This window comes from Myxococcus sp. AB056 (genome assembly GCF_006547365.1).
In the GTDB taxonomy this organism is placed as follows: domain Bacteria; phylum Myxococcota; class Myxococcia; order Myxococcales; family Myxococcaceae; genus Myxococcus; species Myxococcus virescens.
This window is the reverse complement of the sequence record NZ_VHLB01000019.1, coordinates 79590-105292: the sequence shown is the minus strand read 5'-3', so window position 1 is coordinate 105292 and position 25703 is coordinate 79590. Positions and strand designations below refer to the sequence as shown.

At 66.8% G+C, this 25703-nt stretch carries 22 protein-coding genes and 1 pseudogene; 12 read left to right on the top strand and 11 right to left on the bottom strand.

Features of this window, described 5'->3' with window-relative positions; genetic code table 11:
* Positions 1–39: 39 nt before the first annotated feature.
* The 3 genes from FMP39_RS11630 to FMP39_RS11620 all read left to right on the top strand — a co-directional run bounded on the left by FMP39_RS11630 (position 40) and on the right by FMP39_RS11620 (position 2924).
* The gene (locus FMP39_RS11630; RefSeq protein ID WP_194858359.1) at positions 40–186 is read left to right on the top strand and encodes a hypothetical protein; all 147 of its coding nucleotides are present in this window, start codon (positions 40–42) and stop codon (positions 184–186) included.
* 83 nt (positions 187–269) lie between these two features.
* Complete coding sequence (locus tag FMP39_RS11625; protein ID WP_141589975.1) at positions 270–965, top strand: hypothetical protein; 696 nt, start codon at positions 270–272, stop codon at positions 963–965.
* Positions 966–1481: 516 nt separating this feature from the next.
* On the top strand, positions 1482–2924 hold the full coding sequence (locus FMP39_RS11620; RefSeq protein WP_194858358.1) for a DUF2079 domain-containing protein: 1443 nt from the start codon (positions 1482–1484) through the stop codon (positions 2922–2924).
* 378 nt (positions 2925–3302) lie between these two features.
* Here the strand turns inward: FMP39_RS11620 and FMP39_RS11615 are convergent, their stop codons facing one another.
* Positions 3303–4244: a hypothetical protein gene (locus FMP39_RS11615; RefSeq protein WP_141589973.1), complete on the bottom strand. Its 942-nt coding sequence runs from the start codon at positions 4242–4244 to the stop codon at positions 3303–3305.
* 945 nt (positions 4245–5189) lie between these two features.
* Here FMP39_RS11615 and FMP39_RS11610 point away from each other — a divergent pair.
* Positions 5190–6443 (top strand): hypothetical protein, encoded by a 1254-nt coding sequence (locus FMP39_RS11610; protein ID WP_228557899.1) that lies wholly within the window; start codon positions 5190–5192, stop codon positions 6441–6443.
* A gap of 18 nt (positions 6444–6461) precedes the next feature.
* On the opposite strand, the gene FMP39_RS38410 is transcribed toward FMP39_RS11610, so the two are convergent.
* The 4 genes from FMP39_RS38410 to FMP39_RS11595 all read right to left on the bottom strand — a co-directional run bounded on the left by FMP39_RS38410 (position 6462) and on the right by FMP39_RS11595 (position 10250).
* Entirely contained in the window at positions 6462–6596 is a 135-nt protein-coding gene (locus FMP39_RS38410; protein ID WP_255508478.1) for a hypothetical protein, read from the bottom strand.
* 135 nt (positions 6597–6731) lie between these two features.
* On the bottom strand, positions 6732–7757 hold the full coding sequence (locus FMP39_RS11605) for a zinc-dependent alcohol dehydrogenase family protein (RefSeq protein ID WP_141589972.1): 1026 nt from the start codon (positions 7755–7757) through the stop codon (positions 6732–6734).
* 43 nt (positions 7758–7800) lie between these two features.
* Positions 7801–8883, bottom strand: coding sequence for an alpha/beta hydrolase (locus FMP39_RS11600; RefSeq protein ID WP_194858357.1), 1083 nt, complete (start codon positions 8881–8883; stop codon positions 7801–7803).
* Between the two features lie 110 nt (positions 8884–8993).
* Entirely contained in the window at positions 8994–10250 is a 1257-nt protein-coding gene (locus FMP39_RS11595) for an MFS transporter (RefSeq protein WP_141589970.1), read from the bottom strand.
* Between the two features lie 193 nt (positions 10251–10443).
* On the opposite strand from FMP39_RS11595, the gene FMP39_RS11590 reads away from it, so the two are divergent.
* Together FMP39_RS11590 and FMP39_RS37915 are read left to right on the top strand one after the other, a co-directional pair.
* Positions 10444–11349 (top strand): LysR family transcriptional regulator, encoded by a 906-nt coding sequence (locus tag FMP39_RS11590; RefSeq protein WP_141589969.1) that lies wholly within the window; start codon positions 10444–10446, stop codon positions 11347–11349.
* Between the two features lie 42 nt (positions 11350–11391).
* The gene (locus FMP39_RS37915; RefSeq protein WP_228557898.1) at positions 11392–11568 is read left to right on the top strand and encodes a hypothetical protein; all 177 of its coding nucleotides are present in this window, start codon (positions 11392–11394) and stop codon (positions 11566–11568) included.
* Here FMP39_RS37915 and FMP39_RS11580 read toward each other — a convergent pair.
* Complete coding sequence (locus FMP39_RS11580; RefSeq protein ID WP_141589968.1) at positions 11553–12071, bottom strand: hypothetical protein; 519 nt, start codon at positions 12069–12071, stop codon at positions 11553–11555. The two genes, FMP39_RS37915 and FMP39_RS11580, sit on opposite strands and share 16 nt — an antisense overlap.
* Positions 12072–12574: 503 nt before the next feature.
* Entirely contained in the window at positions 12575–13537 is a 963-nt protein-coding gene (locus FMP39_RS11575; RefSeq protein ID WP_141589967.1) for a WD40 repeat domain-containing protein, read from the bottom strand.
* Positions 13538–14173: 636 nt separating this feature from the next.
* Here FMP39_RS11575 and FMP39_RS11570 point away from each other — a divergent pair.
* Positions 14174–15529 (top strand): SH3 domain-containing protein, encoded by a 1356-nt coding sequence (locus FMP39_RS11570; RefSeq protein WP_228557897.1) that lies wholly within the window; start codon positions 14174–14176, stop codon positions 15527–15529.
* Positions 15530–15981: 452 nt separating this feature from the next.
* Here the strand turns inward: FMP39_RS11570 and FMP39_RS11565 are convergent, their stop codons facing one another.
* Positions 15982–17727: a collagenase gene (locus FMP39_RS11565; protein ID WP_228557896.1), complete on the bottom strand. Its 1746-nt coding sequence runs from the start codon at positions 17725–17727 to the stop codon at positions 15982–15984.
* Between the two features lie 805 nt (positions 17728–18532).
* Here FMP39_RS11565 and FMP39_RS11560 point away from each other — a divergent pair.
* Both FMP39_RS11560 and FMP39_RS37910 read left to right on the top strand, forming a co-directional pair.
* Entirely contained in the window at positions 18533–19981 is a 1449-nt protein-coding gene (locus FMP39_RS11560; RefSeq protein WP_141589966.1) for an FAD-binding protein, read from the top strand.
* A 70-nt stretch (positions 19982–20051) separates the two neighbouring features.
* Positions 20052–20386 (top strand): annotated as a pseudogene (locus FMP39_RS37910) (hypothetical protein); the annotation flags it as partial.
* A gap of 33 nt (positions 20387–20419) precedes the next feature.
* On the opposite strand, the gene FMP39_RS11555 reads toward FMP39_RS37910, so the two are convergent.
* Positions 20420–21268: an LppY/LpqO family protein gene (locus FMP39_RS11555; RefSeq protein WP_228557895.1), complete on the bottom strand. Its 849-nt coding sequence runs from the start codon at positions 21266–21268 to the stop codon at positions 20420–20422.
* Positions 21269–21601: 333 nt separating this feature from the next.
* Positions 21602–22243: a TetR/AcrR family transcriptional regulator C-terminal domain-containing protein gene (locus FMP39_RS11550; RefSeq protein WP_141589965.1), complete on the bottom strand. Its 642-nt coding sequence runs from the start codon at positions 22241–22243 to the stop codon at positions 21602–21604.
* An 87-nt stretch (positions 22244–22330) separates the two neighbouring features.
* Between FMP39_RS11550 and FMP39_RS11545 the strand changes: the two genes are divergently transcribed.
* Positions 22331–23812, top strand: a complete 1482-nt coding sequence (locus FMP39_RS11545) for an FAD-dependent monooxygenase (protein ID WP_141589964.1) — start codon at positions 22331–22333, stop codon at positions 23810–23812.
* Positions 23813–24146: 334 nt separating this feature from the next.
* On the opposite strand, the gene FMP39_RS11540 is transcribed toward FMP39_RS11545, so the two are convergent.
* Positions 24147–24458: a DUF378 domain-containing protein gene (locus FMP39_RS11540; RefSeq protein WP_141589963.1), complete on the bottom strand. Its 312-nt coding sequence runs from the start codon at positions 24456–24458 to the stop codon at positions 24147–24149.
* A 187-nt stretch (positions 24459–24645) separates the two neighbouring features.
* Here FMP39_RS11540 and FMP39_RS11535 point away from each other — a divergent pair, with 187 nt between their 5' ends.
* Both FMP39_RS11535 and FMP39_RS38405 read left to right on the top strand, forming a co-directional pair.
* Complete coding sequence (locus FMP39_RS11535) at positions 24646–25461, top strand: YihY/virulence factor BrkB family protein (RefSeq protein ID WP_255508476.1); 816 nt, start codon at positions 24646–24648, stop codon at positions 25459–25461.
* The gene (locus FMP39_RS38405) at positions 25461–25553 is read left to right on the top strand and encodes a YihY/virulence factor BrkB family protein (RefSeq protein WP_255508475.1); all 93 of its coding nucleotides are present in this window, start codon (positions 25461–25463) and stop codon (positions 25551–25553) included. Before FMP39_RS11535 ends, FMP39_RS38405 begins: the two co-directional genes overlap by 1 nt.
* Positions 25554–25703: the final 150 nt, after the last annotated feature.

The window sequence follows — 25703 nt, the reverse complement described above, 5'->3', positions numbered from 1 at the left end:
CCCCTGCCCACCAATGTCCTCCAGGATGCCTTCTCCCGCATGGAGCCCAGCCTGGCCCCGGTGCCCTCCGCGCTCGCCACCGCCGCGGCCCACGCGAAGGCGCCGGGCTTCATCCCCGACGCCGGCCTCCAGGACCTGGTCGACCTGAGCGTCCTGGACGAGGTGCGCGGCGCGGCGAAGCAATAGGCGCGTGCTACCATTGGTGGATGACAAGCCACCACGCCTGCATCGGACTCCGCCCCAAAGACAAGGCGGCCTTTGGGCACGTCATGGATTCCCTGCTGGAGCACACCACGACCGCGGGCACGACGCGCGACCACGAGTTGAAGGTGTGGTCCGACGATTCGGGTGCGAGTTACAGCTTCGTCTTCAACCACGCGGGCAAGGTGCAGTGCGCCACCCCGGGCTTCCGGGCGGAGTCGCGCCTGCGGGTCCGCGCCACCGGATTTGCCGCCGACAAGAGCTGCCGCTTCTGCGACTCGCTGGCGGCCGAGTTGGTGGACCTCGAAGGCGACGTCCTCTACCCATTCGCCACGCAGCTCGATGACCTCGTGCTGGTGCGCGAGCGCATCCAGACCGACATCGTGCTGGAGCTGGCCCAGTGCGCCTTCGCCGAGTCGCTGCAGGCTTGGCCGGACAAGGCGGCCTACGAGGCCTCGCGCAAGCCGGGGAAGGCGCTGCTGGGCTCGCAGTTCTTCATCCCCGACCCTGCCTCGCTCATGTCGAAGGGCAGCCCTCCTCGGCCCGTCGAGCCCCGAGCCCACTTCACCGGGCACGTCGAGGCCGCGGACGTGCGCACCAACGGCGTCACCGGCCACCCGTTCCAGCACGCCCTCGTGCGGACCTATGGAGGCACTTATGACGTCCTCGCGGCGGCCGACGAGGCGACACCCCGGCTGCGGCCCGGCAACATCGTGAGGGGGACCTTCTGGCTGGTGGCGCGCGTGACGGCGGGGCTGGGCTGAACCCGGCCGCGAGAGCGGCCATGACCTTGCGCAGGAAGGGCACCAGTCCCTTGTCGATGGGAAGCAGGTCCCGCCTGGCAGCCCCTGGTCATGTCGCTCGCGTGAAACCGAACCGCCACGAGGGTGCCCGCAGTGAGGTCCACGTCCGACTTGGGGAGCTGTGCCTACCCGAAATTCAGTGGCTGCGCGAAGTTCGCGGTGAGCGTCAAGGTAGTTGTCGCGTGAGAGGGTTCAGCCGATGCGCGTCATCTCCTGCTCAGTCGACGTTCATTTCACCCAACTTCAATTTTTGGGCCCCGCGACTATCACTGGACGCACCGCGGAGTCGCCAAACGCCCAGTCCGGGTTCTGCTGTTGCGCAACAACGTCCCGCGCAGTTTGACAAGGACGCATGGCTCTGTTCCGGCGGCCCCCTTCGTCCAAAGCCGTGACACGGCCTGTAGGACCTGACACCGTAGGAGAGCGATAATCGGCACGAGCCCACGACCGTTGCCAGCATCGCCTCGACTTGGCGCCATGGTTCCTTCCATTAGTGATTCGAGCCCCGAACGCATGCGGCACGGGTTGGGGGCCTTGGCCCTGCTTCTCGTGGTCCTCATCTGGGGGGTGTTCGTCGTAGTCCCTGTCTGGCTTCAAGCCGCGCAGGCATGCTTCCCAAACTTCGACCTGGGTATCTATTCCCAGGCAGTGGCGCGCTTGTCGTTGGCGGAGCCCAACCCGTGGATCAGCGCGCGGCAGGTCTTCATCTTCAACGACCACTTCGACCCCATCCTCTGGGTGGCACATCCTCTGGCGCGGATAATCCCACCCATGTGGGCCGCGTTGGTCGTCGAGGCACTCTTCGTGCTGCTCACTGTGGCCCCCCTGCTTTGGCTCCACTTGAAGGGGTTGCTGAGCCGCAATGCCTTGGTTCTGCTCGCGGCACTCCTGCTGCTGAGTCCCAGCATGGTGGAGGCCATGAAGTTCCCCGTCCACCCGACGACGTGGTCCGTGCTGCCCTGGGTGCTGACGGGATTGGCCTTCCATCTGCGCCGCCAAGGATTTCTCCTAGCGTCACTGGTCCTCCTGTTTGCCTGCAAGGAGGAGTTCGCTTTCGGAGGCGTCATGCTGACCCTCGCGCTGTTCCTGCGTGGGGAGCGACGCCTGGCGACATTCGTGGGGGCGCTGTCCCTCGCCTGGCTCACATGGGTCTATGGGCTGCGCCCTTGGCTCCTGGGCTCCACCGTGGACTACACCTTCCGCCTCCGACAGGGGATGGAGGGAGGCTGGTTCCACTATCTCTCGCTCCGTCTGGCTCCGCCTCATGTGTCGCGCATCGGCACCTTGACGCTGCTGTTCGTCCCACTGGGGGTCTGGGCATGGCGTGAACGGCTGCGGCCCGACTGGACCTGGCTGCTGGTCCTGCTCCCGATGCTGGGCATCCGCTTCCTCGCCATGGCCTGGCGGTTTCACTATGGCGTATCGGTTGTCGCCGCGGCGCTCGTGGGCTTCCTGCCTGTCCTCCGCACCCGGAGCCCGCCCTGGTGGGTCATCGCCTCCACCAGCGTGGTGCTCCTCGCCAGCAACGAGCCGAACCTGCGGAAGCTCACGAGCACGCTTGTCTCTCCCCAGACCTCCCCGCGTCATTGTCCCAGGACACCGGAGCGACTGGCGAGCCTCTCTCGGGGCGTGGACATGCTCACCCAGCACAGCGAGGGCTCGGCGCTGCTGAGCAGCAACCTTGTCGCCTTGCTGGCGGACCGCAGCGAAGTCTACGCCGTGGGTGGCCCACAGCCGGACGAGGGGCGCGTCCATGAGTGGGTGCTCGTCGAGAAGCCTCCGCATGGTGACGTCTGGCCCCTCACCTCCACGCGAGTGCAGGAACTCATCGACATCTGGCGCACAGATGCAAGCACGCAAGTCATTATCGATGACGAGAACGTTTTCATGGCGCGAGGGCGCTTTACTGCGCACCGCTGACCCTACAAATCATTGAGCGTCGTTCCACTGACCGCAGGGGCATGCCCTGCGATGCCGAGGCTCCAGTCCTCTGACCGGGAGAAGATTGGTGAGTTGTAGCCGAACTTCGCCCGGGCCTTTGGGACAGTGAACCGCCAGCGGATTCGCAGCCTCTGGCGGTTGGCCCACCGCTCCCATGCGCCCGTTTCCTGGTCGAGCTTGTCGAGGGTGCGGCCGTCCCCCGCGCAGAACGTCCATCGGGCGCTTCCCGAGGACGGCGTCGCGACCGGCTTGGACGGGCCCGTCATGGATCACCGGAGGGCTCCACCCAAGGCGGTCGTCTCGAAGGCGGCCCGTCCTCGAGGGGCCTCGGCATGGTGAGCGGCGCCTTCCTCCAGTTCACTGCCGGGAGGAGCACTCGCTCGCGGGCTGCTCGGCGACGTATCGCTGCTTGACCCAACCCTCCCGTCCATTGAATTTCACCCGGACCCACCCCTTCAGCTCCTGAGCCCTGGAGGGAGGAGTGAAAACCAATGGAACACAGGTCGCCGTCGCTGGCAGCTTGTCGAGCTTCGCGCCCAGAGCACTTGACTGAGGCCTCCCGCGCAGCCAGAGCACATCGTCTGCCGCCACATCGACAACCTTGAGGAAGTGCCTGAATCGAGCCTCATCGACCAAGGGTGCTCGCTTTCGACCTTCCGCGTCGAGCAGGTAGCTCCAGCCACTGTGAGTGCCTGCCACGCCCACGACCCCCGTCTCCCGGAATGGCTTGCCCACCTTCAGGAGCTCCGACCTCACGGACTGAAGCGCCTTTACGTGCGGAAGGCTGATGTCACATCCGTACCAGAGTGAGAACACCACCTCCTCCGTCCAGGACACATCCAGGAAACACCAGCTGATCGCCCCCTCGGATAGAGAGGCATTTTCACCGCCGTACCGCTCGAGAGCCGTGTCCTTGGCGGACTGGCCTCGTTCCGTCGAAGTGAACCTCCGCACCTCGAGGTTCGCGCTGACGCGCTGCCCGCCATCCGCACGGAGGTTCTGCAACGTCCACCGCCCGACCAGCGTGGTCGCGTCGCAGAGGAAGTCCCGGTTCCAAGCTCCCGGCTCTCGCGGGGTCGCACTGCAGAGGGTACCTCCCATCCTCTCGGTCGACGACCGGCTCGCGTCCACACGCCTGGCCCCGGCTGGGGCAAGAACCGCGTCGATTGCGGCAAGGGTGGTCGCGACTTCGTCCGGAGTCTCGGCGTGCGCGCCCCCCGCCACGGGCTGACTCACGAGCATCACGAAGCCAAGGAGACCCACCCGACGGAACGCCCTCGGCCCAAGACTCCGCATCATCACGACCTCCCCTTTTCACCCAGGTACGCCCTGACACCGCAAAGCCCACTCGGGAGAATCAAGCACGGGGGATGACGCGGCTTCAACGTCTGCCTCTCTGCCTTGATGCGGATGCTCCCTGATGCAACCAGACAAAGGCAGCTGCCTGCCCTTCGTCGCCAGAGCCAGTGGGTGTCACCGTCGGCGCCTTGATGTCCATTGTCAGGGTTTGTCCATGGTGGAAATGGGCAAACGGCCCGTGGCCCCGAAAGGACAGACAATGCGAATGGCGTCCAAGGCTCTCGTTGGCCGTGTGTTCCTGAGGTGTGGTGGCTCCCTCGAGGAGGAGAACCTTCCGGTGGAGACGAGCGAGGAGGTCGAGCAGTCCGTGGTGAGCTGCGCGGCCGGCGACTCGCCTTCCACTCACTGGGAATGCGAGTGGGGGCGCGGGGCGCGCCAACGTCGCGTACCTGTGGTGCACTTCAACTACGAAACCCCTCGAGGGCAACCTGGATGAGTTCTTCGGTGCTTCCCTCGTCGCCATGTTCTGGACGACTCATGATGTCCCTGTGTACTCCGAGACCGCTGAACACGCACGCCAGCGCCGCATCACCCACGGCTGGGCTACCACATGCGCTCGCCCAATCGGCTCCTTGGGTCATGAGCGCGTCAAGGCCACCATCGCCAGTGCGGCATTGCGAGCGAGGTGCGCACGTAGGAGAACACCTCGTCTCCCAGCCGAGCGGCGCGGCCTTCCCAGGAGCCGCGACTGCGTGGCGCAAGTCCGCGCGGTGCTGGGGCAGATGCTCCTCGTGGGTTGCAGCAGAGGCCAGGTCCTATACTGTCGACCCAACAATGGAGGGCGGATTGAGACTCGTTCGACGGGTGAGACTCGCGCGGGTGGCTGTGGCGGCGACTATCTTCTCAAGCTTCGGCTCGGCCGCGGCCGAGCCCGAGGTGAAAACAGTGCCCGAGGTTCTGGAGGTGGGGGCACTCACCTCGACCTTCGCCGAATTCCAACGGACGTGTGACGCCGAGGGACGGCGACTGTGGGGCCAGTCGCTGTGTGCCCCTCTCCTCGTCGTCCATCCCGTCACGCGCGTCTTCGTCGCGAGCACCTGGCCGAAGGGGGCGGGGACAGGGCCCTGGGTGGGAGTGCTCCCCTCGGAACTCACCATCGCCAACACGGCCCTGACTTGGGCGGGAACCACCTGGGTCCAGCTCCAAGCTCCGTTGCCCGACGCCCCCGCGCGTCGCCGTGCTCTGCTTGCCCACGAGGCTTTTCATCGGCTCCGCACCACCTTGGGCCACCCTGGGCGGGAGAAGGACAATGCCCACCTCGATGGCCTCGAGGGCCGCACGCTGCTGCAACTCGAGTGGCGTGCCCTCGAGGCCGCCCTGCGCGCGACGACACCCTCGGTCCGCAGCCGCGCCGTCGAGGACGCACTGGTGTTCCGTCGCGAGCGCCGAGCGCTCTTCCCTGAATCAGCGGTTGCGGAAAGGCTCCTCGAGGAGCACGAAGGCCTCGCCGAATACACGGGCGTGGCGCTGGCGGTGGCCGACGCACGTGGCAGGCGAGCCCTAGCGCTGGAGAACCTCGCCAATGCCGTCAAGCGAAGCTCCTTCGTGCGCTCCTTCGCATATGCATCAGGTCCCGCCTACGGCCTCCTGCTGGACGAGGCGGGCCCCCGCGCCCAGGGGTGGCGTGCCCGAGCGCTCGCCGGAGCGGACCTGGGAACGCTGCTCCAGGACGCACTGCGGCTGGGCACGCCCGAGCCCTCACCCGAGCGCGAAGCACGCTACGGAGGCGCCGCTTTGCGAGAGACCGAACGCGAGCGGGCTCGCCTCGCCCAAGCCCGGGCCGAGGCGCTGCGCAAGAAGTTGGTGGAGGGCCCAGTGCTACACCTTCCCCTGGTTCGCATGCGCATCCAATTCAACCCCGGTGAGCTCATCCCGCTCGCCGAGCACGGCACGGTGTATCCCGGCGCTCGCATCGTCGATGCATGGGGCTCGCTCACTGCGACCTCCGACGTGCTCCTCTCCTCGGACTGGAAGACGGCCACGGTGAACGCCCCCCACTCGGAGCCCCGAGATGCTCGCTGGGAAGGCGAGGGCTGGGTGTTGGAGTTGGCCCCCGGCTGGCGCGCCAACGCGGGGCCCCGACCAGGAGACCTGGTTCTCCAGGCCCCCGAGGCTCGCGCACCGACACCTCAACCCTGAGAGGGTGTTGTCGAACCCTCATGCAGGAGCGAGTCGGCGCAGCAGGAGCGCTGTCATGGCCAGCCCGATGAAGGCCTCGCTGGAAGCGGGCTTCTGCTCGTAGTCTTTGCCGAGGCGGCGAAAGAGGTTCACCCAGCGGCGCTCCACCACCATGAATCCGCGAGGAAGCGGTGGCCGCTCAATCTCGGGAGGCAGGCCGTACCAACGCTGCCGCCCCTCGTTGGGGCGATGGGTAGCGCTTCCCCATGTTCTCCCGGTGCTCACCGCGCCGAGGTTCGACAACACCCTCTAAAGGGTGAGCAGCACCTTGATGGCGCGGCGCTCGTGCATCGCCTTGTAGCCCTCGCTCGCTTCCGCGAGCGGCAAGGTGAGGTCGAAGACCTTGCCAGGGTTGATCTTCCGGTCCCAGATGAGCTGGATGAGTTCGGGCAGGAACCGGCGCACCGGGGCAGGGCCTCCGTGCAGGTGCACCTCGGAAAAGAACAACTCGTCCGCCGGGAGGGAGACGCCCTCGTGGGAGACGCCGACGTAGCCGATGTGCCCGCCGGGGCGGGTGGCGCGAATGGCCTGCATCATCGACTCCTGGGTGCCGACTGCTTCAATCACGCTGTGCGCGCCGAGCCCATTCGTCATCTCCTTGATTCTCGCCACGCCCTCGTCGCCCCGCTCCTCGACGATGTCGGTGGCTCCGAACTCGCGGGCCAGCGCCTGCCGCTTGGCGTGACGGGACATGGCGATGATGCGCTCGGCTCCCAGTTGCTTGGCGGCCAGGACGCCCATCAGCCCGACCGCGCCGTCACCGACCACCGCCACCGTCTTGCCCGGGCCAGCCTCGGCGGCGACAGCGGCGAACCAGCCCGTGCCGAGCACGTCGGAGGCGGCGAGCAACGACGGAATCAGCTCCGGCGGGGGCTGCGCGGGCGTGGCCACGAGCGTCCCGTCCGCGAGGGGGATGCGGGCCCGCTCGGCCTGGGTGCCAATCGTCTGCGACACGAACTCGCCGCGCACGCACCGCGACGGGTAGCCGGACTGGCAAATCTCGCACGTGTTGTCCGAAATCACGAACGAGCCGACGACGAAGTCACCGACCTTCAGCGTCTTCACCTCGTCGCCAATCTCCTCGACGACGCCGACGTACTCATGGCCCATGGGCGTGCGGTCGACGCGCTCGACGCCGCGGTAGGGCCACAAGTCGGACCCGCATATGCAGGTCGCCGAGAGCCGGATGATGGCGTCGGTCGGCTCGAGAATCTTCGGGTCCTCGCGCTCCTCGACGCGAACGTCGCCGGGCTTTTCCATCACCACTCCACGCATGGTCGTCTCCTTGTCTCGTGTGCACTGCCGGGCGACCCGCGGCTCACCCCAGGTTCGTCCGGAAGAACGTGGTCAACCTGTCGAAGGGAATGAGCTGGACGCGGTCGTAGAGGTCCACGTGGCCCGCGCCGGGCACGATGACCAGCGCCTTGGGCTCACCGGCGAGCCGGTAGGCCTCGTCGCTGAACTCCCGGGAGTGGGCGTTCTCACCCGCGATGAAGAGCATCGGCCGGGGAGAAATCGTCTCGATGTCCGTGAACGGGTAGAAGTTCATGAACTTCGTGTTGGTGCTCAGCCTCGGATGCGTCGTGGTGTTCGGGCGATGCCCCCGCGCGGTGCGGTAGAAGTCGTAGAACTCGCGGTCAATCGCGGTGGACGTGTCGCTCAGCACCTCGGGCGTCCCGCTGGTGTACCGGGCCTCGCCGCCCGCGAACTCCACGTCGCGCTGCAGCGCCGCCTCCTCGATGAGCTTCTTGCGCTGCTCGAGGGACACCGAATGATTGAGCCCGTTCCGGTTGGCGGCGCCCATGTCGTACATGCTGACCGTCGCGATGGCCTTGATGCGTGGATCAATCTTCGCCGCGCTGATGACGAAGCTCCCGCTGCCGCAGATACCGATGGCGCCAATGCGCTCCTTGTCGACGAACGGCTGGGCGCGCAGGAAGTCCACCGCGGCGCTGAAGTCCTCGGCATAGATGTCCGGCGCCACGGCGTTGCGGGGCTGGCCGGCACTCTCGCCCCAGAAGGACAGGTCCAGGGAGAGGGTGACGAAGCCCTGCTCCGCCATCTTCGTGGCGTACAGGTTCGCGCTCTGCTCCTTGACCGCCCCCATGGGATGACCGACGACGACCGCCGGATGCCTCTCGCTTCGTTTCAGGTCCTTGGGAACGAACAGAGTCCCCACGGTATCCATCGCGTATTGGTTCCTGAAGACGACCCGCTGAACGGTGACGCTGTCGCTCGTGTAGAAGTTGTCCGCCCCCTGGGACGTGTCCCCGGCTTCGAGGCCCGGCGTCGGACGCGCCACCGAGGCCGCGGGCGCCGCGCAGGCCAGCAACGCGGAGGAGGCGCCGAGAAGGAGCGCACCGCGCCAGATGCGTCGGTGTGTCGTGAGGAATCGTTTCATCGTCTTCATCTCTTCGTCCTCGTGGGTGGAAGGTGAGGTTCGACAGCGCCCTGTCCAACGGATACCGCCCGGCTCGGGTGGGAACCACGCGTCGGACGTGAATGGGCCGTTCAGCGCTCGTTGACGGTGGGCCTTCGCGCCTCCGTCCAGGCGAGGTTCTCCGGTGCCGCCGTAGGGGCCTCGGCCGCTCCCGCGCGGACGTCCCTCGACGCCCGGACCGCGACGAGGGCCGCGGCCCCGAGCAGCGCTGCGCTCGCCGCGAAGGTGCCCTGGTAGCCCCCCCGGTCGAACAGCAGCCCTCCGAGTGAGGCCCCCGCCGTGATGGCGAGCTGGATGGCCGCGACCATGAGGCCGCCGCCCGCCTCCGCGTCGCGAGGCAGCGCGCGGCTGAGCCACGTCCACCAGGCGACAGGCGCCGCCGTGCCGATGAGCCCCCACCCCATGAGGAGGACGGCCGTTGGCGCCAGGGAGCGGCCGACGACGGCGAGCGCGACCGCGATGACGGCCATCACCACCGGCGCGGCGATGAGCACGGTGGACAGTCGCCGGGCCAGGAGGAACCCAATGAGGTACGTGCCCAGAAGCCCCGCGAGTCCCATCCCCAGGAGGACCAGCGAGAGCGGGGACACGCCCACCCGGGTGACGGTCTCCAGGAAGGGACGCAGGTATGTGAAGAGGGCGAACTGCCCCATGAAGAAGAGCGTGACCGCCAGGAGTCCCCACCGCGCCTCGGGGCGTCGGAGGACGGCGAGCGCGCTCGGAGGCGGAGCGGCCCGCTGCGGGGGCATCGGGGGCAAGGTGAAGAACTGCCACGCGAAGGTGATGGCGGCCAGGGGGACGACGGCGAAGAACGCTCCCCGCCACCCGATGTACTGCCCCAGGAAGCTGCCGAGCGGCGCCGCGATGGTGGTGGCCAGCGCGTTGCCTCCATTCAGGAGCGAGAGCGCCCGAGGCACGTCCTTCTCGGGGACCAGCCTCATGACGGTGGCCGCGGACAACGACCAGAAGCCGCCGATGACGACGCCGATGAACGCGCGGCCCACCATGAGCACGGTGAAGCTCGGCGCCAGGGCGGTCACGACGCCCGACACCAGCATCACGCTGGTGAGGCCGAGCAGCAGCTTCCGGCGGTCCACGCTCCTCGCCACGGACGCGATGAAGAGGCTCGTCAGTACGGCGAAGAGGCCGGACACGGCGATGGCCTGGCCGGCACGGCCCTCGGTCAGGTGGAGGTCCGACGCGATGGGCGTCAGCAGGCTCACCGGCATGAACTCGGACGCGATGAGCGTCGAGACGCACAGGGTGAGCGCGAACACGGCGCTCCAGGACGTGGAGCGGGGGGCCGGCGCGAGGGGTGCGATGGACATGATTCTCTCTCTCGAGTCTTCGGGCGCGCACACGAGGGCCGCGCAGTCCCTGGAAGGACTATGCGGCGCCCCCCCGTGGGGACCAGCCGAAGGGGCGCGAACGGGCCGTTAAGCAGGGGTTGACGGCGGCCCGGCGCCCTGGCGAAAGGGGCCTCCAGGGAACTCCCCTCAGCGCCTCCAAGGAGCCACTGCAATGAAGACGGCCCTCTTCCAGCAGCTCCACGTCTTCCTGGCCGTCGCGCGGCTGCAAAGCTTCCGAGGCGCGGCGCGCGAGCTCGGCGTCTCCACAGCCGCCGTGAGCCAGTCAGTGCGGCACCTGGAGGAGCATCTGCATGTAGTCCTGCTCAACCGCACCTCGCGCAGCGTGGCCCTGACGGACGCGGGGCGGCGCCTGGTGGAGGAGGCCGGCCCGGGCCTGGCCCAGGCCGCTGCCGCCCTCCACGGGGCTTCCGCCCAACCTGGAGAGGCCGTCGGAAGGCTGAAGCTGTCCGTGCCCCGTGCGGCAGTGCCCCTCCTCATCACGCCCGTGCTCCCCACCTTCCGCGCCCGCCACCCCCGCGTGGAGGTGGACGTCATCGTCGAGCAGCGCCTCGTCGATATCGTCGCGGAGGGATACGACGCCGGCGTGCGCCTGAACGAAACCATCGAGCGCGACATGGTGCAGGTCCGGCTGACGGACGCCTTCCGCTTCGTGGTGGTAGGGGCACCGGCCTACCTCGAGAAGCACGGCCACCCGGAGCGCCCCGAGGACCTCCGCCGGCATGAGTGCATCGTCCTCCGCTCCCAGACGACCGGAACGCCCTATGCCTGGGAACTGGAGCGCGGAAACAGGACGTGGCGCGTCCCAGTGCAAGGCAGCGTCGCCACCAACGACGAGCTGACCAGCGCGGCGCTCGCCGCCGAGGGGCTGGGGCTGGCGTATGCCCTGGAGCCCGCCATCCAAGCGAAGCTGGATTCCGGCCGCCTCGTGCGGGTGCTGGAGGACTACGCACCTACCGTGCCGGGCTTCTTCCTGTACTACCCCAGCCGCGCACAGCGCTCGACGCCCCTGCGCCTCTTCGTCGAGGCAGCCAGGGAGCTGGCGACCAGGGCGGGTTGACGCAGTACCCAACCCGCCACGCAATGTCCTCACGGCGAGGCCATGGAGTGCCTCTTCAACCCCACGCAGCTCACCGAGAAGCTCCAGGTGAATTGGAACCGACTGGCGGAGCTGCCGCGCGTGTACGTCCGTGACGCTCTCGCTCGCTGGCTGCCTGGCGCTCCAATCCCACGCACATGGGCAGACTTCATCCGGGACGAGGACTACTTCGAATGTTGAGTCGCGTATGCGAGCGCGTATCCCAAGAAGGAGTCGAGCCAATCGGCCACGTTGTCGGCGACGTGTTCAAACTGGTATTCGTCGCGCCAGAAGAACCAGAACGCGCTGTTCTCGCGGCGTGTCTTGTTCGCGATAACGAATGAATAGCCCACCGACGCCGCATCCGTCGTGCCCACGATGACGGCGACCGCGTCTCCCGAGTGAAGGGGAGCCAGGAACGGGTACTTCTGCGGGCGGAACCTCGGCGATGACGTGAGCGTCCGCGTCAGCGATTGCGATTCGGCAACCAATGATTGGAGGTCGAACGTAGCGGCGACGCCCCACGCATCGACGCGGCCGAAGCGAGACAAGTAATCGAAGAGTTCGATGGGGAGCAAGGCGCCCAGGTTCGCTTCGACGGCCTCGATTTCGGTCATGCCGAACGCAGGCCCCACCGTGAGAGGAGAAAGCCCATTGCCGGAAGCGACTTGATTAATGGCCGCTAGCACATCAAGGATGCTCATTCGGCCAGACTACCCCATGCAGACATCGAGGCGAGCCTCGATTCGCGCCGGTGACTGAGACACCGGCGAGTCGCCCTGGTGGAGAACCTCCGAGACAGGACTCGCACTTGGGTGCGCGACGCCAACCGCCACTGAGCCCCCATTCTCTGAGTATTCACTCTGGCCAGAGCCCGCCGCACCGTCCCCTCCCAAACGGCGGACTTCATCCGGCTAGAGGACGAGAGGGTAATGCGGAGGAACTCACCGCCGCAGACCCATGGGCGGACAAGGCCTCGGCGGCCCATGGGGATTGCCGGACATCATCGGCGTATACCGGCCAACAGCGGGGGACTCCATCTCATCCACTGACCGTGTCCGAGCTGACGGGGAAAATCCACCCGCTGCATGCCCCAGACGAACGCCCCGCCCAGCAACAAGGCCACGACCAGCATGCCACCAACGAGCCATTTCAGACTGCGCACCGAGAACCGCTCCTCTTCGACCGCCAATGGGAAAGCGCTGTGCTAGTCCAGAGGCACCGACAACAGCTCCCGCTGACACGTCACGTAGAGCGTCCGGTCATGCACCAGCAGGCCGCCCAGGTCGGCGTGGCCGACGTCGTACACGGCGAGGCAGTCGGTGGAGTCCAGCGACCAGACGCGCACGGTGCCATCGGAGCTCCCGGTGCACAGCAGCCCGCGCACGGGCTCCACCGCAACGTACTCCACCCAGTGCGCATGGCCCTGCCATTGCCGCACGACGCGGCCGGTGTGGCTGTGGAACATGCGGGCCACGAAGTCCCAGGACCCGCAGAGGAGGTGCTCTCCGTCGGGGTGCCAGGCCAGCGCCCGGAGGGTGTTTGACGGGCGGTTCCACACGATGCCGAGCTGGTTCTTGCGCTCGGCGCCGAGGGGCTCATGGCGCACGGTGGCCATGCGTAGGTGGAAGAAGGCGCGGACGTTGAGCGTGAGACCTTCGAGCAGGTGCACGGCGCCGTTGCTTCCGCCCACTGCGACGAGGCCCCGGGTGGGCGCATTCGCAATCGCGTAGAGCGGTCCGGTCTCCAGCGTGCGCAGGTTCTCGCCCGTCCATGCGTCCCACAGCCGCACACTGCTGTCGCCGCTGACGGAGACGACGCGGTCCCCACTGACGAACGCGGCGGCCTGGACCTCCTCGCCGTGGCCCTCGAAGGTCTGCACGCGTCGCCAATCCATGGAGTCCCAGACGGCCAGGCCGCGGATCTTGTGCGCCTCGAGCACGCGGCCCAGCTCGGCTTCACCCGCCAGCCGGAACCAGGGCTCTCCATTCCGACAGATGGCGCCCGACTTCAGGACCCGCGTGCTCTCACCAGTCGCCAGACTCCAGAGGAAGATGCGCCCGCGCCCGTTCGCGGCGATGTGACGCCCGTCGGGCCACAGCATCGGCGCCCCGAGCGGATCTCCGTCGGGTTCGCCCACATCGAGCCACTGGGGATACCGGCGCCACATCGCTACAGTCTAGGTGATCGCCTGGGCCAGAATCCATGCTGCAGGAATCCACCCAACCTCAGGCCGCAGGGCTTCCTCGCGGGCGGTCGTTCCGAACTCGAACAGCCCACGCAAGTCCCATCCGACAAGCTGTCTTCACACCAAAGCTCGATTGCCAGGCGGAAGCATCTGCCCGCTCGCCCGAGCGACCACGCGAAGTGTAGGCGAGCTACCGAACTGGCTCACGCCCCAGGACTGACGCTCGTTCCCGAGGGCATTGCCTGTGCCTACCCAAAACTCGGTCGCAGCGTCATGCGTGCGTCGCGGCCACATTCGGCATTGCGTCAATGCGAGTGAGCGAGGCGCGCACGCCGAGACGACAAGTTCCCTGACACAGGGGCCGGGGTGCCTCCCGGAGAAACGCCGCGCGCATGCGAAATAGCTCGCGTTGAGAGTTCGTTGTGCTTGAGGGTGAGCAACCGGCCACGAGAGGGGCGATCTGCTCGCCCCCGCACGCACAGTCACATGGAGCCGTCTTGCCCTCAGGGAGTTGAACACATGAGCCGCCTGGCATCCCCCTCCACTCAGCCACGTGCGACGACGTGCCGGGCTGGCGCACACACCTGGCGCATTCGGATTCTCTCGCTTGTTGCGGTGATGGGAACCACCGCCTGCGCCGCGCCGTCCGCGCTCGCCGTGTCTCCGGCCGGGGTGCCCGCGTTCAGCGAAGACATGCTGTCGCCCGAGTTCTGGATTCGCCGCGCGCCGTCTCCCGACGAGGTGCTGCTCGATGCCGACCAGGTGGCGGCGAAGCGCATGCGCGCCTTCGGTCCGGATGGCGGCCTCGTCGACTTGAAACGCATCCCAGCCACGCTGACGCGGGCGCAAGTCGCCGGCTGGGTCAAGGATGCGCAGCAGACGCCCATCCAGGCAGCCATCGACGAACAGGGCCGGCTGGTGACGGAGGCGATGCTCGAAGAACTGCGCCAGAACACCGCGGCCGAGCAGATCCCCGAAGCATTCGCCGCGCGCTACGGCCTCAGCGTGCGGCGCACGCCCCTGCGGTCACTCCCGTCCGAGCGGCAATTCTTCGCGGCGGAGGACCTGCGCGACTACGAGAGCCTTCAGGCCGGCATCCTGTTTCCGGGCGAGCCGGTCGTCATCGCGCACCACAGCGCGGACCAGCAATGGCTGTTCGTCCTGACGACGCAGGGGCCCGCATGGGTCCGGCGCGGAGATGTCGCGGAAGGCACGGCGGACACGGTGTTCTCCTACGTGGCGAAGGCGCCCGGACGTGTCGTCACGGGCGACCAGGTGCGCACGGTCTTCACGCCGGAAGCACCCGGGGTGTCCGAGCTCGAGCTCGACATGGGGGTCGCGCTGCCGCGGGCCGACGTGGCGCCCGGCGAGCCCGTCAACGGCGCCAGCAGCTATGCGTCGTGGCCGGTGGTGCTTCCGGTGCGTGAGCAGGACGGCACGCTGGCCTTCCAGAGCGCGCTGCTGCGCCGTACCGCCGACACCGCGCCGGGCTATCTGCCGCTGACACGTGCCAACATCCTCCGCCAGGCGTTCAAGTTCCTCGGCGAGCGCTACGGCTGGGGGCACCAGTTCAATGCGCGCGACTGCAGCGGCCTGACCAGCGAGGTGTACCGCAGCATGGGGCTGTTCCTGCCGCCCAACTCCGGGATGCAAGGGAAGAGCGCGGCGCTGAACCACCGCCTCTTCACGGCCCAGGACTCACACACCGAGCGGCTGCGCGCGTTGGCCCAGGCGCAGGTGGGCGACCTCATCGTCGTTCCCGGTCATGTGTTGATGCTCATTGGCCACGTGAATGGCGAGCCCTACGTCATCCAGGATGTGCCGTACGCCGTGTTCAAGGATCCGGCCACGCAGCAGCTCCGGAAGACGAAGCTGAACCAGGTGTCGGTCACCCCGCTGCTGCAGCTGTACGCCGACGACACGACCCTGTACGTGGACGCGATGACGAGCCTCGTGCACGTCACGCAGCCATAGCCCGCCCGCCGAGCGCGTCGGGTCCCTCACCGCGGCCCGCGCGGACGCCTCATCTCCCGGACATCATCACGCGGGGCGACACCATCGCGGCACGCCGCTCCGGCAGCCAGGTCACTGGCACCAGCGGCGCGGCCAGGAAGGCCAGGGGCTTCCCGTCTCCGCTTCACTTCTCGCGCAGCGCATTGACGAGTTGCTGGGCTGACTTGGGGTCGTCGCAGGAGTTGCTCAGCGGAAACCACCTGCACCCCGTCAGGCGCCTGCAGGTATGGGTCTGCCCCCATTTTCGGACCCGTTGAAGCGTGAGAGCGTCCTCGCGTCCGCGGTGGATGCGCATCCTGACGCAACATTGAGCGGACTCAAACGAAGCTGAAATAACGCCAGTCACCAATGGCGAGCGCCCCTCGGTGGCGGCAGCTGCCGAGCACCGGGGGGCGGAGCCGTTCAGGGGAGGCTCAGGGAGAACTGGCGCAGGTGCTCGGGTTGCTCGCGGTCGCGACGCAGTCGATCCACTGGTGGAACTCCGCGTCATACGAAGTACCCAGACCGCCAAGGGAATTGTAATACGTATTATAGTTACCCGCGCGGAAATGGCCGGCAAAGAGGTCCACCTGACTGGCGTGCCGCTCGAACATGAAACGCGCGGCGAGATAGCCCCACGAGTACACGCGCTCTGAGCCGCTATCGAGGGTGTTCCGGAAGATCTGGCTGAGCTGGTAGCTCTTGCTTCTGCCCACTTGAACCGCAGCGGCGTTGTCTCTCTTCTTGGAGATGTACTCGGCAAGCCCCTCTGACCACCAGGTGGTGCTCCAGTAGTAGGATTCGCCGAAGTCGCCCTTCAGGTTGAAGCGGCCATCGAGGTAATGGACGTACTCGTGGCGCAGGTTCCAGATTTCAAAGGTGGGCCGCACCCATTCCGCCTCATAGGCGAAGAAGCGAGCCTGATTGTTCGGGGCGGCGGGATTTCCCTCCATGTAGATTCCACCGTTGTTGGTGCTGATGCCGAACAGCACGCCAGCGTACATCTCGTAGTCCTTGCTGCTGTCGAAGATGACCATTTCCAGCGACGTGTTGTTGTCGTTGGCCACAGGCACACGGTTCGTCTTCAGGGTGTCGTGGAAGTAGGTCTCCTGGAGGGCGAGCTGGTCGCAGCTCTGGGTGAACTGCGCGGTCGTCATATCCTGGGCGCGCATCCGCAACGTCGCGCTGCAGGTGTGCGTGAACTGGAACAACGCTTGCTCCACGTCCCGCCGGTAGTTACAGGTGCCGTAGTAGGCACAGTTGGCGCCGTCGTAAGCCTCCACGAACTCCGCCGCAGCCAGCCAGACGCCCGCGGTGGGCCCCACCATGGAGTGGTTGGTGAGGAGCGCCTTCACCTTGGGACGCGCCTTGTTCTGAAGGGTCCCGGGGTACTTGAGGAAGCGGGACATCTCTCGCGCCGCATTGATGGTGAGAAACTGGAGGCTGGTGCCCAGCAGGTGATCATTGCGCACGCCGAAGTTGTCCAGCGAGTCGATGATGGACGAGTCCAACTGCGCGGCCGCTATGAAGGCGCTGTTGAAACTGCCTCGGTACAGGTTCACGAAGACTCTGTTGGCGGCTTCACGCATCGGCGGGGAGGCCAGGGCGTTGTTGTTGAAGCCATCCAGGAGGCGCTTGAAGGTGCCCAGGTGCTGGGCATACTCTTCCGCGTTGTCGATGAGGGTGACGAACTCCAGCAGCACCTCGCCATGGGCATCCGTGGTGTCCATGAAATGGAGGTTGGCGATGAAGGTGGTCATGGCCAGGCGGGTGGAGACGCGCAGCAATTCGCCGTAATTGCCCACCGACTGCGGGTAGTAGTAGTGCACGTAGTAGCCTGCGCGCAGGAACAGGATGAGCTGGAGCGTCTGGGTGTTGTTGTTCCCTGGGTATGTCAGGGCGTTGGTGGTGAGCGCGGTGGCAACCGTGTTCATCTTGCCCTCGTTGAATATCTGACCGGCGAGGGCGCCGGAAACATCGAAGAGCGCGTAGAGACACTCGAACGCGGATCCCTTCACCAGCGTGACGAGCGCGCTCCCGCTCGCCGATGCAAATGCACCCGTGTTACAGGCCAGCAGCGTCTGCATCTGCGCGGCTGGGGCGGGGAGCTGGCGCAGCAGCGCCGGGTCCACGTTCGGAGTGCGCTCGTCGGCGGTGATGCGCTTGTGGATGTGTTCCACGCCATGGAGCCGCGAGGCCCCCACGGGCGGGGGGCCTTGGGGACGGGCATCCGCGCCCGCGGCGACAAGGGAAAGACAAGCTACGAGTACCAGTCTACAGCAAGACCAATCATTGACGAGACGGCGCATGCGGTTTGCTCCTCGACTACGGCATTGCCCCGGGCCCGCGGTGTCCACGGCTCCAAGTGGCACTGCAGTGAGCGACATACTGCTTCAACGAATTGCATTGACTGACTTCGAATCCCTACACCTCTCCGTGAGGTGGACCTTCAGAAACGACAAGACGCACAAGGAATTGACTCCCTGGAGCACCGGCGCAAGGGGTCCACACGACGGATGGCCAGTCCACCGTTCGCGAAAACGCTGGTCGACCGGATGAGCACTCTCCCTACCCGTGAACAAGTTGACTAGGGCTGCCCATGGCAGCCAATGACTGCCAGAACCAAGCAGAGGGCAAGAAGCGATCTGGATATGTCTTTCATACGAAGTGGCCCTGGGTTGGTGGTGAGGAAGGCCCGGAGTCACGTCAGCACTGCCACTTCTACGCTGCTTGTCAGTTCATGGATATTGGACCTAGGGCCTACACAGCACGGGCTCACCCCTGGCCCAACCCGTCCACGAACCGCACCAACTCCGCCACCGAGCCCACGCCCAGAACTTCTGGAAGCCCGGCGCAGGGCGGCTCCCGCTCGTCCCATGCTCGGGACTGACGCGTTGCACACATGCGATGGAGCCCGAGGGGAGAGAGCAATTGTTGGGGGGTGCGGCCTCGGGATAGAAATCTCCGACGCAAAAGGAGGAGTGAATGTCGAGTCGAACCGTCTCCCGGAGGACGTTGCTCCAAGGTGCGTTGGTAGCAGTCGCATTCAATCCCATGAGCCGGAGCTGGGCCTCCACGCTGGAGGCTGGCGCGGTCCCCCTGCCGCCGCTCGATGGCGAGTTGCGGATGGACACAGCGTCGCGGACCGCGGCCGCGGAGGACTTCGGTCACATCCTCCACCGCACGCCGTGGGCGGTGCTCGTTCCCGGCTCGGTGAAGGACATCGTGGCCATGGTCCGCTTCGCGCGGCGCCAGGGGGTGAAGATCGCCGCCGCTCGGGGCCTCGGTGAGAGCCACAGCACCTTCGGCCAGTCCCAGGTGGCGGCGGGCATCGTCATCGACATGTCCACGCTGTCGACCATCCACGAGATTGGCGAGGACAGCGCCTGGGTGGATGCGGGCGTCCGGTGGCACGAGCTGCTCCAGGCCTCGCTTCCCCACGGCAAGAGCCCGCCGGTGCTGACCGACTACATCGAGCTGAGCGTCGGTGGGACGCTGTCTGCGGGGGGCATCGGCGGGCAGGCGTTTCGCTGGGGCCTCCAGGTGGACAACGTCCTGGAAATGGACGTCGTCACGGGTCGGGGTGAGCTCGTGCGGTGCTCGCGCTGGCGTGAGCGGCCCCTGTTCGACGCCGTGCGCTCGGGCCTGGGCCAGTTCGGCATCATCGTGCGGGCGAGGGTGCGGCTCGTCGAAGTGCCGCCCCGCGCGCGGACGTACATCGCGCTGTACAACGACCTCCACCGCTTCATGGAGGACCAGCGGCGGCTCATCGAGGACGGCCGCTTCGACTACGTCGAAGGCTCCGCTGTCGCTTCCAACGGGGGCTGGGCGTATCAGCTCGAGGTGGTGAAGTACTTCACGCCGGGCTCGGAGCCGAACGATGCGAGACTGCTCGCGGGCCTGGGCTTCCAGCCGGGAACGCTCCAGGTGAGCGACGGCAGCTACTTCGACTTCGCCAACCGGCTCGCGCCGCTGGTCGAACTGCTCAAGCAACTCGGCGTCTGGGGCTTCCCCCATCCGTGGCTGGACATGTTCGTCCCCGCCCGGTCCGCCGAGTCCTTCGTCCAGGAGGTCCTCTCGCAGACCACCGAGGCCGACATGGGGCAGGGGCCCATCCTCCTCTACCCCTTCCGCTCCTCGGAGCTGACCACGCCCTTCCTACGCACCCCCAACGACAGACACGTCTTCCTCTTCTCGCTGCTGCGCACCGCCATTCCACCGACGCCGGAGAACGTCGCATCCCTCCTGCAGAAGAACCGCGCCATCTTCGACCGGCTCACGGCCATCGGCGGGAAGATGTATCCCGTGGATGCCTTGCCCTTGAGCCCCGCCGACTGGCGCCGCCACTTCCACCCAGCCTGGGAGCGGTTCGAGCACGCGAAGCGGCGCTACGACCCGGACCGCATCCTCACGCCTGGACAGGGCATCTTCTGATCGACGCCTCCCGAAGTGAAATTGCCCCGGTTTCGCGGGGTCCCACTCGCTGTGCGACAAGGACCCCACGATGCCGAAGACACGTCCTCCCTACGGCTCGGAATTCCGGCAACGCATTGTTGAGCTGCACCGGACTGGCCGGTCCGCGAAGAGTCTGGCGGCCGAGTTCGGTTGTACCAAGCAGAGCATCCGCAACCGGAGCAAGCAGGCGGGTGGTGCGCCCAGCAGCGCTCCCAAGCCGTTTCCACCCGCTACCGCGTGCTGGGTGTCTCCGAGGGCGGCTATCATGCCTGGCGCACGCGGCGGCCATCGAAGCGGTCCGTGGCAGACGCTCAGCTGAACGAGCGCATCCGCGCCATTCATGCCATGAGCGTCAGACGTACGGGGCCCCGCATCCATGCGGAAAACGAAGTACCGGGCACGGCTGGACGGCGCGCGCTACCCCACCCGGTTGAAGTGCTCGCTGCTCACCAACTTCGCTCCTGCGACGAACGCATGGCGAATCATCGCAATCTGGGCACCAGGGGCGCCCCAACGCGCAAGAAGAGATGATCTCGGGGCTCGCACGGGACTCGAAGGCAGTCGGCCGTGGCGGCAGGGACAGGGGCACGCATTCCTCTGCGGGCTCACGGCCGAGTAGGCGCGGTGGTGAGGTCCAGTGCCGAGCGAACTCCGCGCGCGAGTGCTTCCGGCAGGCCCCACTCCCCAGTAGTGCAGGAACATCATCCGCGGCGCTTCGCCCGTCATGTGGTTATGGATGGCGACGACGTCGATGTTCGCCGCCCGCAGGGCCCTGAGCACGGGATGCAGTTCGCTCTCCAGCATGGCGAAATCCCCATCCACGACGGCCTGCTGTGAGGTGCCAGCGAACGCCGCCCAGGTGTTGACACCCATCGCCTTGCCCATTTCATGCCCATGCATGCGCACGGTGCGGCCCACGGTGACCTTGTAGACACCGTCCTTGTAGGTGCCCTTCTGGCCCACCAGCGCATCGAGTTGCGCGGCATCGAGCTTCGAGCGGGCGGGGTCGATGGACGCGCGTGGCACCCGGCCCTTGCCGCCCCGCGTTTCGCGCAGCCGGGCGAACACCTTGCCCACCGTGTCGGCGAGCTGGCCGGCCTCACCCATGCCGCCCATGTGCATGAACATCACCTTGGGGCTGTCCCAGAAGAAGTGATTGTGCAGGGCCGTGACCTCCAGCCCGTTCTGGAGCGCCACGTCCATCACCGGGTTCACCTGGTCCTCAAGCAGAACGATGTCGCCCATCACCATGGTGGCGTCCCCCACGCACTTGAAGGCTGTGCCTACCCAAAATTCAGTCGCTGCGTCATAAGTGCGTCAAGGATGCGTCAAAACGCGCGTCATGACGTGAGCGATGAGCATGACGAGCCGATGGGTCCTCTCTTCCGTTTGATAGAGGTCGGAATTACGCCCGGCTCCGACGCCTCAACACCTCTCGGCCTGCGTGTGGGCATGCCCCTCCCGTCCTACGAACGTAGGCAGGCTGGTGCAGCAGGGGCAGGTCTATGCGGATGTTGTTGGAAGGACCAAGGCTCTACGCAGCTCGGCGCTCGTACCGGTGTGCTTCCCCCAAACCCTTGTCACTGCGTCATGGGCGCGTCAACGTGAGTGAGCGCGGCGCGGGGGGCGATGGCCACCTAGTCCGGCCAGGAAGAGGTCCAGGCCGAACGCGAAGCGCGCGTCGAAGTCGGGATCGACCAGTGCGTCCACCGCCCGGGCCACATGCGGGAAGCGAGTCGTCGCCAAGGCCCGCATCCGCTGCGCAACAGGAGACCCTTCCATGTCTCGCGCGCAGAAGGCCTGCTCCTCGATGGTGAACCCGAGGACGTAGTCGAGCAGCGTAAAGGTGGCCCAGCCAGCCTCCCTCGGGGACAGGCCCGCTCGCGCCAGCGCTTCCATGAGCCATTCGCTGACGCGGAACGTGTTCTGCGACACCACCACAGTCCCGGCGAACACGCGGGCCGCGTCGCGGTGGCTCAAGAACGCGCGCCGCAACTGACCCGCCACGTTCCTCACCACCACCTCCCAGTCCTGCCCTTCGGGGCGCTCAAGCCCCACATCCTCCAGCAACGCGTCCGCCATCGTCTCCAGGAGCGACTGCTTGCTCGGGAAATGCCAGTAGAGCGACGGCGCCTGGATGGCGAGCGCCTGCGCCAACAACCGCATCGTCAGCCCCTCCACGCCCACCTCATCCACCAGCGCCCACGCCGCCCGGACCACCTGCTCCTTCTGGATGCGCATGTGACCTCCGCACCTCCGCTTGACGCGTCAATCTAACGTCGTTAGCTGAAATCTAACAACGTTAGATTCCTATCGAGGAGGCAGTTCATGGAGCAGGTCATCGACGTAGCGGTCGTCGGAGGCGGTCCCACGGGGCTGATGCTGGCGGGCGAGCTGGCGCTGGCGGGCGTGAAGGTATGCGTGTACGAGCGGCGCGCGGAGCCGGTACGAGAGTCGCGTGCCCTGACGATGCATCCGCGCTCCCTGGAGGTGCTCGCGCTGCGGGGCCTGGAGTCGCGAGTGCTCGAGCGGGGGCGCCCGCTGCCCACGGGCCACTTTGGCCTGTTGGACACCCGGCTGGACTTCTCCGGGCTCGACACGACGTTCCGCTACACGCTGTTCCTGCCCCAGGCCATCACCGAGGCCTTGCTGGCGGAGCACGCGCGGGGACTGGGCGTGGACATCCAGAGAGGCCATGTCGTGGAGTCCCTGCGCCAGGATGAAGAAGGCGTGGACCTGGCCGGAAACGCGAGGGGGGCCCACTTCCGCTGCCGGGCTCGATATGTAGTGGGTGCGGATGGCGCGCGCAGCGCCGTGCGACAACTGGCGGGTATCGGCTTTCCTGGGACGGAGACCACCCGCACCTCGATGCTGGGAGACGTCACGCTGGAGCTCCCTCCAGCCACGCCATTCCTGGCGCTCAACAACCCGCGCGGCAACGCCGTCATCGTCCCCCTGGGGAATGGCATGCACCGCGCCATCGTCACGGACGCGGAGCGCGAGCACACGCCGCTGCGCGAGCCCCTTTCACTGGATGAGCTGCGCGCGAGCCTCATACGCGTGGCCGGCTCCGACTTCGGCATGAGGGAGCCTCGCTGGCTCTCACGCTTCGGCGACGAGACGCGGCTGGCGGAGCAGTACCGCAAGGAGCGCGTGCTGCTCGCCGGAGACGCGGCGCATATGCACTATCCAGCCGGTGGCCAGGGCCTCAACGTCGGCCTCCAGGACGCGGTGAACCTGGGCTGGAAGCTCGCCGCCGTGCTGCGCGAGGGTGCGCCAGGGACGCTGCTGGACAGCTACCACCAGGAGCGGCACCCCGTGGGACGTGCCCTACTCAGCAACACGCAAGCCCAGTCCGCGCTCATGGGCTTCACGCCGGAGATCCTCGCCCTGCGGGAGTTGATGAACGGCATCCTGCGACTGCCCGCTGTCAATCGCCAGCTCGCCGAGCAGCTCGGCGGCCTGGACGTGGCTTTCCCGCAGGCCCCCGTCCCCATGCCCGCCGCAGAGGCCCTGCCGGGATGGACGGGACGCAGGCTTCCCGACTGGCCGCTGCGGCTCGCTGACGGAAACCAACGCTCGCTCTACTCTGCACTTCACGCCGGCCAGTGGCTGTGGCTCCACACGAAGTACGCCGCGCCGCCGCCCACTGGGTGGGAACCCGCACCGGGTTGGCGCCCCCGCTTGAATGTTCAGGCGATGAAGACTCCCGAGGACACCAGCCCCCTGCACGACGTGGACGGACTGCTTGTGCGTCCGGACGGACATGTCGCCTGGGCCTGGTCGGCGGCACGACGCTCCGTGGTTTGATGAGCGCGCCCGCTTCCGGCCCGGTAGCGCGTGCCCGCGTTGTGGACTGCTTGTCCCAGGAGAGTGGATCGGGAACAAGCTCGCGCAGGGCTTCCTGCGGGAAGAACGCGCATGGTGCCCGAGTGCGCCACCACGGAGTCGTCGCCCCCATCACGGTGCTGTACATCGAGGACGACATCACAGCTCTCGAAGAAAAGGCCCATCGTGTTGTGCCTACCCAAAATTCGGCCGCGACGTCATGGGTGCGTCGAGGCCAAGCTGCCTGACGTCCCAGAGACAGTCGCGCACGCTCACACCACGGTCGAGCCCTCCCTTGGCTCAACGGCTCTCCGCATCAGGCCCGCACGTCCGACCGTCGGTTCGACCCAGCACCCGTGATTCGGGTCGTCGTGGTCGTTGTCGTCGTTTCCAGCGGCCGACGCCATGGGAAGGTGAGCGCAAGCGCCACTCCCGCCAGTCCCACGACAGAGTAGATGAGACGCGCAAGAGCGCTGGTCTCCTCACGTGAGCCGCCACCGAAGACCGCCTCCACGAGGTTCCAATTGAAGAAGCCGATCAGGCCCCAGTTGATGGCGCCGATGATGGCCAGCACCGCCATCATCTTGGCCAACACAGCCTTCAGGCGGTCAGCATCCGTGCGTTCCATGGCTCGTTTCCTCGTCTGAAGGTGTCACCAGGCTGGTGGCGGGCGGTGCCTCCCAGTGAAAACCCCGCTGCCCCTTAAATGAACCTAGTGACTGCCCTGCGCTCGGGCCCGGATGCCTGGCTGTTCAGTGGCGTCTGTTGAAGCAGTCAGAGGCGGGGCAGGGCTACCTTTCGCCCAGGAGATGACCATGGAAAGCGTGCCCCGCAGCCTGACTCGCAAGGAAGCGCCCGGCGCGGAAAGGCGTCCTGCGAGGGCACACGGGGGCCTACCCGGCAGCGCAGCGGAGTGGGCGGACATCCTTGGAGGACTGCGACGGGCGTGGCAGCGCAACAAGCTGAGCGACGCGGCAGCCGCGCTCACGTTCTACGGCCTCCTCTCCCTCTTTCCCTTCCTGCTCCTCACCGTCGCTCTGGCGGGCCTCGTCATTCAGCCCTCGCAGGTAGAAGCGCTCATCGGCGCGCTGGGGCGCGAAGTTCCCCCGGCCTTCAGCCGGCTCCTCTATGAGCAGCTCGCGCAACTCACCTCCGGGCCAGGCAGGGGGCTGCTGACGATCAGCGCGCTGGCCGCCGCGGGGTCGGCGACCGCCGGGGTACGAAGTCTCATGATAGCCCTCAATACCGCCTACGATGTGACGGAGAGCCGTCCGCGCTGGAAGCGCCTGGGGATGGCGTTGGGAATGACGCTGGCGGGAGCCGTCCTGGCGCCGCTCGCCGGTTTCATCGCGGTGGGCGCCCCGGCTCTCGCCACCCGGCTCGGTGGGCCCTGGGCAACGCTGGCTGGCTGGCTGAGGTTTCCCCTCGCGGCGCTGCTGATGATGATCCTCTGGGCCGTCCTCTACTCCGTGCTCCCGGATACCCGTCAGAGGTTCAAGTTCATCACGCCCGGCTCCGTAGCGGGGGTGCTCGTCTGGCTTGCTGCTTCGCTGGGCTTCTCCTTCTATGTCTCCCGCTTCAGCACGTTCGGCATCACCTATATGGAGCCCTGGGAGGCATCATCGTCCTGATGTTGTGGATGTGGATCTCCTCGCTCGCGCTGCTGCTGGGCGCCGAGATCAACGCCGTCCTCGGTCGCCGTTCCTCTAAAGACAAACGCTGAGCCCGCTCCGGTTCGAGCAGACGGCGCGGCGGCGGTCGACAAAGGGGCAATGCACACGGGCGGCGAGACAGCCGTCTCTTGCGGGCGCGGCCCAAAAGGAGCCTGGTTGCCTGGGGCCTCCGCGGGGCCAGGGGCCGCTCATCTTAACAA